The sequence below is a fragment of the Campylobacter sp. CS_NA3 genome (genome assembly GCF_027797495.1).
In the GTDB taxonomy this organism is placed as follows: Bacteria; Campylobacterota; Campylobacteria; order Campylobacterales; family Campylobacteraceae; genus Campylobacter_B.
Window position 1 is genome coordinate 1,013,496 of sequence record NZ_CP115609.1, and the last position, 16,775, is coordinate 1,030,270.

Sequence of the window (16,775 nt, forward strand, 5' to 3'; positions counted from 1 at the left end):
TTATATAAATTTTTTGGCTAATTTCTCTAAATCAGCTTTTGTTATACTATATTTCATAACTTCATTAAATTTACCGCCAAATGTGCCATCTTCCGGATCTGCAAACACAACAGATCTTAATTTGACTTCGCTAGCCTTGTTATGTTGAAGGATAGTATCTGCTAGTTTATCAGCATCAAATCCACTTAGCTTTTTATCAACCATGACGAGCTTATAATTTTCATTGACAATTTGTTTTAGCAATTCATCAAAATTCGAAACAATATCAACATCTTGATATGTATGTTTCAAAATACTTCCGAAAATTTTACTCTCCATGATACTATTTTTACAAATCAAAATATCCTTTGCAGGAGCCGAATTTGTAGCGACACTTTGTTCAACTACCGCTTGCGCGTTAATCGGTTCGCTAACAAAAGCTTTTGTAACTTTTGGTGCCACACTTGAAGCAGGTCTTTCGACTTGAATTTCTTTTTTAACTACAACAGGTTTTTGTTTTATAACCTTTTGCATTACAGTTTTTGGAACTTTAACAGTTTTTACAACAGTTTTTGGAACTTGCTTTTTGACAAGTTTTTTAACTTTTACTATTTTAGTTGCATTGCTTGGAGCAGTAGCACCAACTCCGCCATCTGAGCGTTTATTACCAACAAAATGGTCAAGCATACCAGCTAAAATATCCTTTTTGATTGGTTTTGTGCAGTATTCATCAAGTCCCGCACCCATAAATTTTTCTCTATCGCCTTTAAGTGCATTTGCCGTAACTGCAACAATAGGAACATGTTTTAAGCCATTTTCTGTCTCGTATTGCTTAATTTGTTTAGTAGCTTCAACACCATCCATAACAGGCATAGAAATATCCATAAATACCAAATCAAAATCATTTGCTTTTCTAGCTTCTAGTGCCAATAAACCATTTTCAACAATAGTAACATTCATCTCAAAGCTGTTTAGCGTATGTTTCATAAGTTTTTGGTTAATTTCATTATCTTCCGCAATCAAGATATTTGCATTGTACTTTCTATTAACTAATGGAACATTCGGATCGCCTACTGCTGGTGCAGGAGCACTATCATCAGGAACTTCGACTTCTTCTTCGACTTCAACTTCGACTTCTTCCATAATGGTTTCGCTTTGTTGAACTTCTTCGTAGATAGTTACAGGCTCTTCGACTTCTTCATCAACCATAATTGTCTCTTCAACAATAACAGTTTCAAACACAGGCTCAGGAGGAGTTATAGGTTCTTCGATTATCACTTCTGGTGCAGGAGCAACAACTTCTTCAACCTTTTCTACAACAGCTTCTACTGCTTCTTTTACTTCTTTAACGACAGGAGCAACTGCTGGTTCAGGTTCAACAATAGTTTGGACAACAGGCTCTTCAACGATAGGAGCAACTGTTGGCTCAGGCTCAACAATAGCTTGGATAGCAGGTTCTTCGATTACAGGTGCTATAAATTCTTCAACTTTTTCTGCAATCGGCTCAACTATCGGTTCAGGCTCAACAACCTTAATAACAGGCTCTTCAACGACTGCTTTTGGCATCTCCATCACAGGTATGCTCATATCTTCGCCATCTTCATCTAGTAGATAGTTTGTATCTTCTTTAATTTCTACTTTTGCTTCTTCTACTATCGGCTCTTCTTTTTTAGCAAAAACATCTATGTCAGGTAAATCATCTAAATCAAGAGTATTACTTTCTACTACACTAGGTTTAGGTTCTTCGATAACAGGAGATACGATAGCACTAGCAGTAGTAGCTGTCGAAGTAGATATAATAGGCTCTTCTATTACAGGAGATGACATAAAACTTTCTTCTTGCTGTCTTCTATTTTGTAAAATATTTCTTAAATCATTAGCCGCAGCATCAGATTTTTGAGCGGCACTTTGAGCAGAGGCTATTACGCCGCCTTTTGGAGCAAGATTTGATTTTATAATCTTTTCAATTGTTTTCATCAATTTAGTAATATTTACAGGCTCAGATAGTGTAAATACTGCACTATTATTGATATTGATGCTTTGTAATTCTTTTGGTTTTAGTGTCAAAACAACAGGTAAATTTGTTACTCTATTTAGCTCAGCATAGTTTTTAAATCTACCCATTACCGCATTTACTTTATTATTATTAAGTGCAGTTCTAAATTCAGCATTGGTTTGATAGATACTAATTTGACCACCAAGATTTTCAATATAATTTTTAACGATAGAATTATACATACTATCGCTTTCATCTGTTAGCAACGCAAAGTTAAATAATTTTACATTATCAAACATTACATCGGCATTTGATTTTTGGGTTTCTTTAAACGCTAGCGTAAAGAAGAATCTTGTTCCTTTGCCAACTGTCGATTTGACATCTAACTTGCCACCCATCATCGCAACATATTTAGATGAAATGGTTAGTCCTAGACCAGTTCCACCGTATTTTCTTGTAATAGTAGAATCTGCTTGCGAGAAAGCATTAAATACATTTGCTAATTTATCTTCTGAAATACCAATGCCAGTATCTTCAACACTAAATGTTACAACTGCCTCCCCTGGAGTTTCGCTAGGATTTCTAACTATCTCAACCATAATCTTACCTTGTTCAGGCGTAAATTTAACGGCATTTGACATAAGATTAATAAGAACTTCTTTAATCTTAGTAATATCACCATATAGGTGATGAACAAGGCTAGGATCGATATATAGTAAGATATCGATATTTTTCTCTGCTGCTTTTGCAACATAAATCTCAACCGCACTTTCGAAATCTTGGATAGGGTTAAATAAAATATCTTCAAGTTCGACTTTGTTACTTTCGATTTTAGAAACATCGAGAATGTTATTGATAATGGTCAATAAGTTTTCAGATGATTTTTCAATCGTATCGACATAGTCTCGTTTTTCTTCGTCCAAATCTGTATTTTTAAGAAGCTCTGTAAATCCGATAATACCATTTAGCGGGGTTCGAATTTCGTGAGACATATTCGCAAGGAAGATAGATTTTGCTTTGTTTGCATCTTCTGCCACTGTTTTTTGGTAAGCAACCAAATCCAAAGCATCTTGGATAAGTGCATACGCTTTTGTAATACCCTCACTTGTTTGAATATCAACGATTTCATCTTGGTCAGAAAGCTCACCGATTCGGTTAAGAACGGTGCCAAGTTGTTTAATGTTGTTTCTGAAATTTCTAGCAACACCATAAGCAAAAATACCTAGCAATACAGCTAAAATCCAAAGAGTTAATGCTATGATAAGTTGTTGTTGTTTTTCAGCTTGATACGCAGTTACTTGTGCATCAAATTCATCGTATAGTTTATTTACAATATCATCTGCGACTTTATATTTTTGAGTCATGATAGTAAACCATTCGATAAAAGAGACCGAATAATCACCTTCAAGTGCCTCATTTTGCAATTGAGCATCCAGTTGGGCAACTTCATTTAATACATTTTGAGTTTCAATGCTATTTACAATCTTTAATATCTCATCTTTTGTAGCCGAATCAGGTAAAAGTTGATATACAGGAAGCGAACTTCTTAGGCTATAATCGTTCCATTGTCTAAGTTGTTCAGAATTTACAGCATTATTTGCAACTATATGTTCGATAACATAGTCTCGTTCACCAGCAATCGATATCATCGCAGTTGATGTATTTAGTAGTGTAAGAGCAAGAGCTGTAATATCAGTAGTTACCAGTTTTTCACTAATGGCTGCTTGTGATCTTAGAAATGCATTATCAATCTTTTGAAAATAAGTTTGGAACACTTCACCAAATGAAACTTTTTCTCCATCAATATTAGCTCTAATACCGATAAGTTTTGTTAATTCATCAGCAATCTCATTTTCTGCATTTATGGCAACAGTAGATTTTTTGTCAAAGAAATCTAACAAGGCATTTCTAGTATTTTGGTTTTTAAAATTCTCAAATTCCCTGATAGCTTCGTTTGTTTGTATCCTTTGGGTGTGTAAAATCTCACCGCCACCTATATTTCTACCACTAGCCAAAAACGCAGCTGTTAAGCCTCGTTCTCTACCTAAATTTTCCATAACCTTTTCGATCTTTTCATTCATCCGAACCTGTTCGTTCAGACCCTCAGCCTTTGAGTAATCTACAACCGCAGTGTAAAGATACCAAGACGCAAAGACGAAAACAATCATAAGCGGAATACCGCTGATGAGAAACAATGAACTGGAAGTGTTAAGTTTCATATTTGATCCTTACCTTGCAAAAATGCAAATTTTAGTTTAAATTCTAATATTTTAAAAAACCAAATTAAATCTCATTTACACAAATGCTAACATAGGTGTAAATTTGCGATTTAAAACTTCAAAAAGCACACAAAAATGCTCATATACAAACCGACAAGTTAATTTTACTTCAAGTAACTTTAAAGAAAGCTTTGTTTTAGCGATATTTTAACGATTTTTAAATAATTTTTCTGCTGTTTTTGTATCTGTGAGCGATTTTATCTCATCAAAACTCGCTAAATAGATACTTTCAAAACTTCCGTAAAAATCTAATAATTTTTTTATTTTTCCTTGCGAAATTCCCAAATTTACAAGTTTTGAGCTTTGTAAATCCTGTTTTTTCTTTGTTTTTTGATGAAACGAAATGGCAAAACGGTGTGCTTCATCTCTTAATTTTTGAAAAAATTGCAGTTTTTTATCATCGGTTGAAAGTGAAAAAACGCCGTTTTTGGTGCAAATTTTATCTTTTGCCGACCCTTTTGCGCGGTGAGCTTTCGCGTCAATTTTTTCTTTTGAGATTGCGATTATATCGATATTTGCTCCACTACTTGAAATAATTTCACTGGCTAAATTTAACAACGCCGTTCCGCCGTCAATCACCCACAAATCAGGCGGAGAAAGCTTATCAAAGCGTTTTGCGCGTTCGCTTAAAAATTCCAACATCTGATCGTAATCATTGTTTGAACTCAAATGCGCATGGCGATATTTTGATTTATCAAATTTATCCCCGCTCCACGCCACCATAGCCCCCACGGGCGCAGTCCCAAACATGTGAGAGTTATCAAAAATTTCTATATTTATCGGTAAATTTTCTAAATCAAAATACTCTTTTAACTCATTTTGAAATTCAAAATTATGCGTTTTTAAATGTTTATTTATATTTATTTCGCAGTTTTGGTAAGCTATCTCGCAAATTCGTCGTTTTTCACCGATTTTTGGCGATATGATTTTAAAATTTCGTCCGTGTCGTTTGGATAAAATTTCACTTACGAGCTTATTATCATCAAATTCATCATAAAGATAAATTTTGCTACTTGCGATCGGTGAATTTTGTGGAAAAGAATCTAAAATAACTTGCGTATAAACGCTTTTAATATCGCTAAAATCAGCATTTTTGCAGTTTATGATATTTGAATTTGATGAAGCGATTTTTCCACCACGCACACTAAAATGCACCGCACAAATCAAATCTGAGTGTGAATTTACCGCAATTACTTCGAAATCATCAAGCTTAGCCAAATCAACTTGGGTTTTAATCTCAATATCTTTTAAAATTTCGATTTTATCCCTAATCCCAGCCGCTTCTTCGTAGTTTTCATTTTCAGCATATTTCATCATCAAATTTGATAAATCAGGTATCATGCTTTGTGGATTTTTTAGTGCATTTAAGGCATTTTGCACTATTTTTGCATACTCATCTTTTGAAATTTTATTTTCGCATGGTGCCTTGCAACGCCCGATTTGATGAAATAAACAAGCTTTTTTGGCTTTTATGCACGATTTTTTTTGCACGAGAGCAAATTTCATATATAAAATTTCTAAAATTTCTCTCCCGCCACGAAAATATGGTCCAAAATATTTTATATTCGAACCTTTCACAAGCTTTCTTGTGATTTCAAAACGCGGAAATTCATCGTTTAAATTTACAAAAATATATGGATAAGTTTTATCATCTCTTAGCAAAATATTGTATTTTGGGCGAAGTTGCTTGATAAATGAATTTTCCAAAATCAACGCATCGCTTTCGCTTGGCGTTACGATATATTCTAAATGCGCGGCTTCGCTTATCATCTTGCAAATTCGTGCGCTGTTTTTTGAATTTGGCGAAAGCTTTGGCGTAAAAGAAAAGTAGCTTTTTACGCGGTTTTTTAGGTTCTTTGCCTTGCCGACATAAAGTAGCTTTCCGTTTTTATCAAAATATTCATAAACGCCGGGTAAATTCGGCAAAGTTTTAATCTCGTCTATTAGCAAGGATTAGCCCCCGAATTTCTTCAAAAATAGCGTGAATTTTCTCATCTTTTATATCGTTTTTAAATTTGCCCTTTGATTTTTCAAAATATGGCAAAATTTCCTTTTTTTCGCTCAAATTTGGATTTTTAAATTTGTATTTTTTTGCCATAAATCTATCGGCAACAAAAAATTTTATATCTTTGACACTCGCAAATTCCGAATTCGGACGAAATTTGACAAACATTTTTAATAAGTCTTTTATCAAATTTATATTACTATCTTTTTTTAGTTCTACTTTCCCAAGCGGGTGTTTTAGAGCTATCATCAAAATATTTTCTTTTATATAGATAAAGGCAATCAAACTTTTATGAGTCGCCGAAAAAAGGTTCAAAAAGTCCGCTCTATCGGTAAAAGAAGTATATAAAGGATCGGTTTTAATATGAGAAATAATTTCTTTGGCACTTTTCATTTTGGTATTTTAGCATTTTTATTTTTAGTTTTGCTTAGTGGCTGTGGATATAAAGCTCCGCCTGTTTATAACGGCGATACTACCACAAAAAGCGTAAGCAAATAGTTTATTCAGTTTAGTTTTGTTATACTTTGCAAATTTTATTTTTAAGGACAAATTTTTATGCAAACAGCAGACATTTTAGTTTTGGATTTTGGCTCTCAATACACTCAGCTAATCGCACGAAGACTAAGAGAGCAAGGCGTTTATACCGAGTTAATCCCGTTTAATGCAAGTATCGAGCAAATCAAAGCAAAAAGCCCAAAAGGCTTGATTTTGAGCGGCGGACCTGCAAGCGTGTATGCAAAGGACGCTTATTTTTGTGATGAGAAAATTTTTGATTTAGGTTTGCCGATACTTGGGATTTGCTACGGCATGCAGCTAATCGCCCATAAATTTGGCGGTAGCGTAATACCTGCAAGTCACAAAGAATACGGCAAAGCAGAGCTTAAAATCGCTAAAAATTCTCAGCTTTTTGACGGCGTCGGGGACGATTCTGTCGTGTGGATGAGCCATGCCGATAAAGTAGAAATCTTGCCAAAGAATTTTGAAGTAATGGCAACTTCAAAAAGTAGCGAGTATTGCGTATTTGCCGATGAAAATCGCAAAATTTATGCTATGCAGTTTCACCCAGAAGTCATTCACAGCAAATTTGGCACAGCGATGCTTAAAAATTTCTCCAAAATTTGCGGAATTTCAAGCACTTGGAATATGGGAAGCTTCGCAAAAGATCAAATCGCTAAAATAAAAGCAAAAGTAGGCAACGATAAAGTCCTTTGTGCGGTAAGTGGCGGCGTAGATAGCTCTGTGGTGGCAGCTCTGCTTGCTCACGCGGTGCCAGAGAATTTAATCGTAGTTTTTGTAGATAACGGACTACTTCGCACAAACGAAGCAAAGCAAGTCGAAGAGATGTTTAAGCTCAAACTTGGCGTAAATTTAATCAGCGTCGATGCGAGCGAGCTTTTCCTAAGTCGCTTAAAAGGCGTAACTGAACCTGAGAAAAAACGCAAAATCATCGGCGAGACTTTTATCGAAGTTTTTGATAAGGAAGCCAAAAAATTTGAAAATGTAAAATATCTAGCACAAGGCACACTTTATACCGATGTGATCGAAAGCTCTCCAAGCGGGGCAAGTAAGACGATAAAAAGCCATCACAATGTAGGTGGTCTGCCTGAGTGGATGAAATTTGAGCTAATCGAGCCGTTAAGAGAGATTTTCAAAGACGAAGTTAGGCAGCTAGGGCTCGAGCTTGGGCTTTCGCGAGATGTCGTTTTCCGCCACCCTTTCCCAGGACCAGGCCTTGCGATTCGCATTATGGGCGAAGTAAATACGCCAAATTTAGAGCTACTTCGCAAAGCAGATGTGATTTTAAGAGAAGAGCTAAAATCGAGCGGTTGGTATGATAAAACTTGGCAGGCATTTTGTGTGTTATTAAATGTCCGAAGTGTCGGCGTCATGGGCGATAACCGCACTTATGAAAATGCAGTTTGTATCCGCGTAGTAGATGCGAGCGATGGCATGACGGCTAGTTTTTCGCGTCTTCCTTATGACCTGCTAGAAAACTGCTCACGCCGCATTATAAATGAAGTCGAAGGCATAAATAGAGTAGTTTATGATATTTCGTCCAAACCACCTGCGACCATCGAGTGGGAGTAATTTTTAATTTGACGGGTGTTTTGCCCGTCTTTTTTTATTTTTTTCGCAAATTTAATCTCAAAATAAACGCTAGATTGAATTTATCCACAAACGCCATTGTAAGGCGAGTGGAGAGTTTTGTTTTATTTTTTAGCATTTTTCGTGCAGTGGCGAAAAACGGCGTTTTGCTTAAAATTTCACACTCGCACTTACTAGCAAATTCGTCCCTGTTTTGCACGAAAACTCCATTTTAGCCATATCTTTGCCAAATCTACTTACATAAAAATTCGCGCATCTTATGCCAAATTTTGTCGTAGCGTCAAAAATGAGTTCGGAATTTTTAAAATTTGCCTTTAAATTTACGATTAAATTTAATATTTTTTTCTCGGAAAAATACATAAAAACGCCGTTTGCGACAAAAATCGTAGGCAAATTTTTATCTAAATTTTCGCTCCATTTCATATCAAACATATCGCATGAAATCAGAGTTTCATTATCATTTTGTGGTAGCAAATTTTGCCTAAATTCGATAACTTCTGCCAAATCAACGCCGTAAAATTTCGCCCCATTTTTGCCGAAACGAAAAGCCAAAGTCTCCAAGCCACAGCCCAAATTTACGACATTGCAAACGCCGTGTGTAGCAATGAAATCCTTTATCATAATGTCGGTTTCATAGTATCTTGCAGCAGAAGCCAAAGACTCGTATTCAGATGAAATTTTTAAGAATTTTTGCGGGATTTTATCTTCAAATTTCATCGCCGTTTCATCGTAAAAATACTGCTTGAAATTTTTACTTGCATGAATTCTTGCGATCAACGGAATAAATAGCGTATTTGCGATTTTATTTTGCATAAATATCCTTTTTACGGGATTTTTTAAATTTTAATAACGATATATTTTATCAAAAATTTACACAATTGTAGATTAAATTTATGGATTAAAAATTTTAAATTTAAAAAATCAAAATCTCACGATTTTGCTTCCAAAACCACCTTCGCTTGGGGTTCCATCGCGAAATTCTTTTATACTTGGGTGCGATTTTAAAAATTCTTTTACAGCAAAAGCTAGTTTTCCCGTGCCTATGCCGTGTTTGACTATAACTTCGTCAAAGCCCATTACAAGGCTTTGGCTGATGAATTTATCTAGCCTTTCAATGGCTTCTTCGGCTCTTAGTCCGTGCAGATCTAGCACCACAGAAGCCGTTTGCGGTTTTTGCACTTTTATATTTACCGAATTTGGTTTTGGCGGCGGTGTGTTTCCGCTTCGTTTTAGCAAATTCAGTGGCACTCTAAGGCGAATTCCGTCGCTTTCAATCGTAGCATCGTTTTTACTCATCGCAACAATTTCGCCTTTTATTTTTTCATATTTTACTCTATCGCCGATTTTAAATTCTATCGGTGCAGGGTCAGCTCTTTGCGGTAGCGTAACCGAATTTTTAAGCTCATTTGCCCTATTTATCGCTCTTTGTTTCTCTTTTGTATCGTTTAGTTTTAGCGTTTTTTTGGCTTCTTCTATGGCGAAATAATACTCCCTTTCAAGCTTATTTAAAACCGCTCTAAATTCGCTATCGTTGCGCTCTTTTTGCTCTTTTAAACTTTGCGTTAAGATACCCAGTTTTTGCTCTTTTAATCTTACCTTTTCAAGCTCCGTTTTTAGCTCTAACTCCAAATTTATCGCCTTTGAAATGGCTTCATTTAGATTTTCTTTATCTTCGCCGTAAGTTTGTTTTGCAAGGCTCACCAAATTCGCATTTATGCCATATCTAAGTGCAGTCTCAAAAGCATAAGACTTGCCAATCGTGCCTTTTAAAAACTCATATTTTGGGACGGAGTTTTTTTCATCATAAAGCGCTGCGCACAGATCCACGCTTTTATCTTTTGCTAGTAACATAGCAAGGCGTTTGTGGTGCGTTGTGATGACCATTTTTATGTCATTTTGCATTAAATTTGAAATTATCACGCTATAAAGACTTGCTGCTTCTTCAAAATCGGTTCCAAGCTCGATTTCATCGACACCGATAAGCAAATTTTTGCGTCCAAAAAGCTTTGAAAAACTCATCATTCGCCCTGCAAAAGTCGAAATGTCATTTTTCACGCTTTGCGGATCTTCCATGATGAGTTCAAATTCTTTGAAATTGCCGATTTTAGAGTGCTGGGCGTTGATTTTAATCGGCAAAAGATATTTGCTTAAAATACAAGCACTTAAAATCGATTTTAAAAGCATACTTTTTCCGCCGGCATTAACACCGGTAATCAGCAAAACTTTGCCCGTAAAACTGGCACTTACGGGCTTTGGATTTTTTAGAGCCGGGTGAGAAAAATCACGCAAAATAATATCTTTTGAACTATCGTTTAAAACTATCTCAAAATCATTATTTCTCATCATCATCGCCCTAGCGATAAGCCCGTCAAAGCCGTCAAATGCGTGATTTATGAATTTTAAAAATAGATAATTTTTATTAAAAATTTGCGAAATTTCTTTGCAATGTTCAAAAATAAGCTCTTCTTTTTTATCCAAAATCTCGCTTTGGGCTGATTTGAGCCTAGAAATGCTATCAGGCGTTACATAAAAATATCCGCCGCTACTTCGCCCGATAACGCTTCCTTTTAGCGCGTGGTTAAATCCGCCACGCACCAAAAGCGCTTCACTCTCGCCGATGTAGTGAATTTGAGTATCAACTAAATATGGGCTTATTGATTTAGCATAAATTAGCCTTTTAAGCTCCGCATTTATCTCTTCTTTTTTGATTTTATAGGCTTCATTTAACGCAGAAAATCGCTCATCAATGCTGTCTTTGAAATTTCCGTCTTTATCAAAATAACCTGAAATTTCGACAATCACGCTAGGAATTTCGATTTTTAGCAAACTCTCGGCTAGTTTCCCGCTAAATGGCTGTTTTTTAAGATACAAAAAATATTTTATAATTTTAGCAAACTCGTAAATTTCGCTTATGTGAAGCACGGCATGTTTGGTGATTCGCATTAAAGCGTCATCTAAATTTGCCACTTTTTCGCAAAGCGTGATGTCAAATTTGGCAAATTCGTAAATTTTTTCATAGTTGATTTTGCTATCGCCTTCTAAAAATAGTGGTTTTTCACGCGATAAAAAGGCGTTAAATTTATCCAAATATTCGCTCAAATCAAGGCGAGAAAAAATATCATTTTTCATTTTATCGTGCAGTCTTTTGCGTTAAAAGTTTTATTTTTAAATTCGTTCTGGGCGTCCCTTTTTGCGATAAATGAGCTAGTGGCGAAGGAAAATTCAAAATTTTGCAAATTTACTTGCGTTTGCGATTTGCCGTCACTGCAAATAAGCGTTTTTCCTTGTTTAAATGCCGTAGAAAGCTCGTTTAAATCCTTTGCTTTACTTTGGGTAAAAGTTTCAAAAGAGTAAGCAAATATCGCAAAAATCGCAATCACAGCCGTTATAATAAATTTCGCTTTTTTACTTAATTTTTCATCGTCAATCAAAAAAATCGAAATCATAAAAAGTGTCGCAACAATAAAAACTACAAATCTCAAAATTTGCCCCTTTTAACGATTTAAATTTATCAAATTCGCCCTAAAATTCGCCACGCAACTGATACGAAATATCTCCTGCGCCAAAACCGATAACCAAACCGCTATTTAAAATATGTTTCACGCCAAAAATATCGTAAAATTCTATGCTATCGCCGTTTCGTGAAATTCTCTCGGCAAAAAGCGGATTTAAAGCTTTAAATTCGTCTTTTAAATTTATCCCGTTATCGCTTTCACCTGCTGCATATACAGGCAAAATAACAAGCTCATCGACATTTTTAAAACACTCTTTAAAACCTTGCAAATTCGCCTTTAAGCGAGTGTATCTGTGTGGCTGGAAAATCGCCGTAATCTTGCCAATGCCTAGCAAATTTGCATACTCTTTTGCGCTTTGTAAAGTGGCAGCTATCTCGGTTGGGTGGTGTCCGTAGTCGTCAATCAAAACAAAATCCTTACTTGCCGTTAAAATGTCAAATCGCTTTTTAATGCCTTTGAAATTTAGCAAATTTGCCCTAATCTCTTCAAGCCCTATTTCGCAATTTGCAGCTAGTATCGCTAAACTTGCGTCAATGGCAATGTGCTTACCAAGCCCCCAAACTTCGAATTTGCCAAGCTCTTTGAGATTAAAGCTCATATACGGCTCGTTATTCCTAATAACCTGCTTGACTTCTGTTATATCGCGGCTAGGATATAGCTTTATGCAATCGATTTTTAGCGTTTTTAAAAACTCATCTTCTGCATTTATAACGCGGATTTTCGCCCTTTCTAAAAAGCCCCTGTAAGCTGCGTGAAATTTTTCAATATCAAAATCGTAATGCTCCATGTGTTCTGGTTCTGCGTTAGTTACGACGGCTAGATAAGGGTTTGAATTTAAAAAACTGCTATCGCTCTCATCGGCTTCAAAAATAATATTTTCGCTTTTGCTGTATTTCATATTTGAGCCAAATTGCTTTGAAACTGCACCGATGATGACGCTTCCGTCGATTAGGCTTGAAAGCATAGCACTTGTGGTGCTTTTGCCGTGCGCTCCTGCGACCGCAAAAACTCGCTTAAATCGCAAAATATAAGGCAGAGTTTCCTTGCGTGAAAGGCATTTAATGCCTTTGTTTCTAGCTTCTACTAGCTCGACATTGTCATCTTTTATCGCAGCACTATAAACGACAAAATCTTGATTTTCAATCGCGTTTTTATCGTGAGGCGTGTTGATTTTCATACCTTGCTCTCTAAGCTCGGCGATAGTTTCACTCTCTTTTATATCAGAACCGCTGATTTCATAGTTTTTTTCATGTAGAAATTTAGCAAGAGCAGAAATTCCAATCCCGCCAATGCCTATAAAATGAACTTTTTTCAAATTTATCCTTAAAATTTATAAAAATTTTTGTGCGATTTTACCAAATTTGGGCTAAAAATTTTATAACGAAATGAAAAAATAATTTTTTTATTTTCTCTAAATGTTTTTAAACAAAAATTAAATAAAATAAAGATATAATCCCAAAATTTTATGAAAGCGCAAAAATACAAATTATAAGGAAAATACGATGAAAGCTTTATTTGCTACAATTTTTTCAGCATTGCTTATAAGTTGTGCATTTGCACAAACCCCGCAAGAAACAGATGGTGAAAATACACTTAGCGAAACAAATGCCACTATGGCTAGTGAAACACTGTCACAAGATCAAACTCTTTCGGATTCCACTGCCACAGATACACAGATTGTATCAGAAGAACCTGCGGAAAAAACATTATCTATCTCAGAAATATCGACAACTTCTGGTACGATTTCATCAGATGCCGTAGCAGAAGCAGACAATGGAAGCATAATGAATCCGATTGCTTGTTTTGCTTGTCATAAAGAGCAGTTTGCCGACTGGGAAACTTCGCTTCATGCTAAATCACACGAAGATTTAAATCCGCTTTATGAAAAAGCTATCACTCTTGTAAGTAGCCAAACTCGTCAAATTCGCGAGCAGGTTTTATTAAGCTGTGGAACTTGTCACAACCCAAAACTAGAAAAGAAATTTGTCAGTGAAAGCGCGGCTCTTGCGATTATGCTTGATATAGATTCAACAGTGAAAAATGAGCTAAAAAATGCACTAGAAGCTGAGCATATAAAAAGCGGAATAAGCTGTTATATTTGTCACAATGTCGATAGTATAAATCATAGAGATAATTATACAACAGTCGGTTATCAAATGCTAAATTGGACAAAAGGAAATTTGATAGTAGGGCCTTATGATTTAAGCTCTCAACAAACGATTTTCCACTCTTTTGGGAAACGAGATTTTTTCAGAGAAAATAACGATTTATGCCTATCTTGCCATCAAGGGCAAGCCACTAAAAATGAACTTTCTATGTATAACACAGGTGAAGAGCTAAATTCAAGCGGCACAGACGATAAATGTGTAGATTGCCACATGGGAAACATAAAAAAAGGAATACTTGCCCCACAAATCAAAAGAGATAATATGGTCGAACGCGATATAAAATCACACTTTTTTGCAGGTGCTAGGAATAGTAATATTCTAAAAGATATAATTGATATAAATATGGAAAAAACAGCATCAAGCACTGCTAAAATCATCGTTTCAAATTCTATACCACACGGGGTGCCAAGCGGTTTTAGTGGCAGAAGCTTAGTTTTAGAACTTTTATTTTTAAACGGAGATGAAGTCATCAGAACCGAAACAATCGATTTCAGAGCTACTTATGAAGGCAAATTTGGATCAGAAACTCTATCGTATTCAGCAAAAGCTCTATTAAGCGATACACGATTAAAGCCAAAAGAAAATCGTGAAATTCATATTCGCATTCCAAATGAAACAAATAGTATAAAAGCAACTTTAAGTTATTACATTTTAGCACCACAATTGCAAGAAATTTTAAAAATTGATGACAAAACTTATACAAAACCTTACGAAGTCATATCAAAAGAATTCAAGGTAAATTAGCCTAAATTTGGCGTTTAAATTATATCTTAAACGCCAAATTCACAAATTTACCACTAAAATACTATAAACAATGCAAATTTAAAGATACTTTAAGATTAATATTATATCATACGGAAATTCACCTTATTTTGGGAGTTTGCAAATGAAAAAGTTCTTTGCGGTGCTTATTTTGGTCTTTTTTAGTTCAAATTTAGTTGCCGATGATGAAGTTTCTATCATGGCTGATCCACAAAACTGTCTTGGATGTCACGACGATATACATGCTGATTGGACCACTTCGCTCCATGCTAAATCGCACGAAGATTCCAGTGAGCTATACAAAAAAACTGTTGAGCTAGTCGCAACGGAAACAAAGCAAATTTATGAGCAAGTTTTGGTAAGTTGCGGCACTTGTCATAATCCACGCTTAGAAACCAAAAACATAAGCGATGATGTCGCTCTTGCTTCTATGCTTGGAATTCAAACTGATGAAACAAAAAATTTACATAATAAAATCGAAAGCGAAAGTGTCAAAAACGGCATTAGCTGTTTTGTTTGTCACAGCGTAGAACATGTCAAAATGCGCGATAATCAAACTCAAAACGGATATAAGCTATTTGATTGGACAAAAGATGATTTAATCGTAGGGCCTTATGATTTAAAAGATGAAGAGCCGATTTTTCACAAAAGCGAAGAGCGTAGATTTTTTAGAGAAAATAATGATTTGTGTTTAGCGTGTCATCAAGGTCAAGCTACTAAATCAGAGCACTCGCTTTATAATACAGGCGAAGAAATGCGAATTGTAAGCAGTAGAGAACTTTGCACAGACTGCCACATGAAAAATAGCAAAACCGAAATTATAGCCCCTGATATGCAGCGAGAAAATATGGTTCCAAGAGAGATAAAATCTCACTTTTTTGAAGGCGCACGAAATAGTGATATTTTGAAACACGCTATCGAATTAAGCTTTGAAAAAGTCAGTCAAAATGAAGTAAAACTTTTTGTAAAAAATTTGATAAGCCATGGAATTCCAAGCGGTTTTAGCGGTAGGAGCTTGGTTCTTGATATAGATTTTTTAAAAGATGGTGAAGTTTTACAAACTAAAAATATAGATATGAGAGCAATTTACAAAAATGCACTTTTATATGAAACGCTTTCGTATGCAGCCAAAGCAAAAGGCGAAGACACAAGGCTAAAACCTTATGAAAAAAGAGAAATTTCACTAGAAATTCCTGATAGCACAACCGCTATAAAAGTTTCCGTTGGATATTTTGTAATCGCGCCGCAACTCCAAGAAGTATTGCAAATTCAAAACGAAGAATTTACAAAACGATATGATGTCACAGAACAAACATTTAGTGTAAAATAAAATCTCTTTAACTTCTAATTCTCGGCAAATTCATTTCAATTTGCCGAGAATTTTAAATTTAAATTCCAACCCGTCCGTTCATAGCCTTTATAAGCGAAAGCATATCGACATTTTCAAGGCTGACATTTGTAGGAATTCCTTGTGCGATTTTGCTAAATTTAATGCTTTTGTGTTTGAGTTTATCTTCTATATACAGCATAATGCCGTCTGAATTCACACTTGGAGTGAGTGCAAAAATAAGCTCATCTGAGCCATTTTCATCGATCATTTTTTCAAGACGGGCCAAAATTTGCTCATTTACATCATCAAGCACAAAATAAAGCCCGTCAAAAATGTTATTATTTTCAAAAATAAAAATATCTTTTGGCGTTTCAACTATGCAAATTTTATCTCTATTTCTGCCAAAATCGGCACAAACTTCGCAAATTTCGCTTTCGCAAATTCCGCCACAAATTTCGCAACGGCGTAAATTTTTAACTGCCTCTTCTATGCAGTGAGCTAAATTTAGCCCCATAAAAGAGTTTTCAACTCCCACAAAATAGGCATATTTTAAGGCTGATTTTTTACCCACGCCCGGAAGCTTTTCAAAAGAAGCGACAAGCTCGTCAAATTTTTGTGCTAAATTTTTTTTCATA

At 35.3% G+C, this 16,775-nt stretch carries 13 protein-coding genes; 4 read left to right on the forward strand and 9 right to left on the reverse strand.

Annotation, left to right across the window (positions count from 1 at the left end; translation table 11 throughout):
- From PF026_RS05045 to PF026_RS05055, 3 genes are all read right to left on the reverse strand, one after another.
- Complete coding sequence (locus tag PF026_RS05045) at positions 1-4,194, reverse strand: ATP-binding protein (protein WP_270870416.1); 4,194 nt, start codon at positions 4,192-4,194, stop codon at positions 1-3.
- Positions 4,195-4,401: 207 nt separating this feature from the next.
- Positions 4,402-6,204, reverse strand: a complete 1,803-nt coding sequence (gene uvrC / locus PF026_RS05050) for an excinuclease ABC subunit UvrC (protein ID WP_270863478.1) — start codon at positions 6,202-6,204, stop codon at positions 4,402-4,404.
- Positions 6,185-6,574 (reverse strand): hypothetical protein, encoded by a 390-nt coding sequence (locus tag PF026_RS05055; protein WP_270860706.1) that lies wholly within the window; start codon positions 6,572-6,574, stop codon positions 6,185-6,187. The genes uvrC and PF026_RS05055 overlap by 20 nt, the downstream gene beginning before the upstream one ends.
- A 48-nt stretch (positions 6,575-6,622) precedes the next feature.
- Between PF026_RS05055 and PF026_RS05060 the strand changes: the two genes are divergently transcribed.
- Together PF026_RS05060 and guaA are read left to right on the forward strand one after the other, a co-directional pair.
- On the forward strand, positions 6,623-6,757 hold the full coding sequence (locus PF026_RS05060) for a hypothetical protein (protein WP_270860705.1): 135 nt from the start codon (positions 6,623-6,625) through the stop codon (positions 6,755-6,757).
- A gap of 57 nt (positions 6,758-6,814) precedes the next feature.
- Complete coding sequence (gene guaA, locus PF026_RS05065) at positions 6,815-8,347, forward strand: glutamine-hydrolyzing GMP synthase (protein WP_270863479.1); 1,533 nt, start codon at positions 6,815-6,817, stop codon at positions 8,345-8,347.
- A gap of 34 nt (positions 8,348-8,381) precedes the next feature.
- Here the strand turns inward: guaA and PF026_RS05070 are convergent, their stop codons facing one another.
- The 5 genes from PF026_RS05070 to murC all read right to left on the reverse strand — a co-directional run bounded on the left by PF026_RS05070 (position 8,382) and on the right by murC (position 13,195).
- Complete coding sequence (locus PF026_RS05070) at positions 8,382-8,564, reverse strand: hypothetical protein (protein WP_270863480.1); 183 nt, start codon at positions 8,562-8,564, stop codon at positions 8,382-8,384.
- On the reverse strand, positions 8,516-9,178 hold the full coding sequence (locus PF026_RS05075; RefSeq protein WP_270863481.1) for a class I SAM-dependent methyltransferase: 663 nt from the start codon (positions 9,176-9,178) through the stop codon (positions 8,516-8,518). Before PF026_RS05075 ends, PF026_RS05070 begins: the two co-directional genes overlap by 49 nt.
- A gap of 108 nt (positions 9,179-9,286) precedes the next feature.
- Positions 9,287-11,494, reverse strand: a complete 2,208-nt coding sequence (locus tag PF026_RS05080) for an endonuclease MutS2 (protein WP_270863482.1) — start codon at positions 11,492-11,494, stop codon at positions 9,287-9,289.
- Positions 11,491-11,847 carry a hypothetical protein gene (locus PF026_RS05085; protein WP_270863483.1) on the reverse strand — a complete coding sequence of 119 codons (357 nt, stop codon included), beginning with the start codon at positions 11,845-11,847 and terminating at the stop codon, positions 11,491-11,493. The genes PF026_RS05080 and PF026_RS05085 overlap by 4 nt, the downstream gene beginning before the upstream one ends.
- 40 nt (positions 11,848-11,887) lie before the next feature.
- Entirely contained in the window at positions 11,888-13,195 is a 1,308-nt protein-coding gene (murC, locus tag PF026_RS05090; RefSeq protein WP_270863484.1) for a UDP-N-acetylmuramate--L-alanine ligase, read from the reverse strand.
- Between the two features lie 187 nt (positions 13,196-13,382).
- Between murC and PF026_RS05095 the strand changes: the two genes are divergently transcribed.
- Together PF026_RS05095 and PF026_RS05100 are read left to right on the forward strand one after the other, a co-directional pair.
- The gene (locus PF026_RS05095) at positions 13,383-14,792 is read left to right on the forward strand and encodes a multiheme c-type cytochrome (RefSeq protein ID WP_270863485.1); all 1,410 of its coding nucleotides are present in this window, start codon (positions 13,383-13,385) and stop codon (positions 14,790-14,792) included.
- A 142-nt stretch (positions 14,793-14,934) separates the two neighbouring features.
- Positions 14,935-16,140 (forward strand): multiheme c-type cytochrome, encoded by a 1,206-nt coding sequence (locus PF026_RS05100; RefSeq protein ID WP_270863486.1) that lies wholly within the window; start codon positions 14,935-14,937, stop codon positions 16,138-16,140.
- A 58-nt stretch (positions 16,141-16,198) separates the two neighbouring features.
- Here the strand turns inward: PF026_RS05100 and recR are convergent, their stop codons facing one another.
- Positions 16,199-16,774, reverse strand: coding sequence for a recombination mediator RecR (gene recR, locus PF026_RS05105; protein WP_270860696.1), 576 nt, complete (start codon positions 16,772-16,774; stop codon positions 16,199-16,201).
- Position 16,775 lies beyond the last annotated feature (1 nt).

Bases quoted from the DNA above. Each gene is read 5' to 3' on its own strand.
- PF026_RS05080 (WP_270863482.1), bottom strand. From the start codon at position 11,494: ATGAAAAATGATATTTTTTCTCGCCTTGATTTGAGCGAATATTTGGAT.
- PF026_RS05095 (WP_270863485.1), top strand. From the start codon at position 13,383: ATGAAAGCTTTATTTGCTACAATTTTTTCAGCATTGCTTATAAGTTGT.
- PF026_RS05100 (WP_270863486.1), top strand. From the start codon at position 14,935: ATGAAAAAGTTCTTTGCGGTGCTTATTTTGGTCTTTTTTAGTTCAAAT.
- PF026_RS05075 (WP_270863481.1), bottom strand. From the start codon at position 9,178: ATGCAAAATAAAATCGCAAATACGCTATTTATTCCGTTGATCGCAAGA.
- guaA (WP_270863479.1), top strand. From the start codon at position 6,815: ATGCAAACAGCAGACATTTTAGTTTTGGATTTTGGCTCTCAATACACT.
- PF026_RS05045 (WP_270870416.1), bottom strand. From the start codon at position 4,194: ATGAAACTTAACACTTCCAGTTCATTGTTTCTCATCAGCGGTATTCCG.
- PF026_RS05060 (WP_270860705.1), top strand. From the start codon at position 6,623: ATGAGAAATAATTTCTTTGGCACTTTTCATTTTGGTATTTTAGCATTT.
- recR (WP_270860696.1), bottom strand. From the start codon at position 16,774: ATGAAAAAAAATTTAGCACAAAAATTTGACGAGCTTGTCGCTTCTTTT.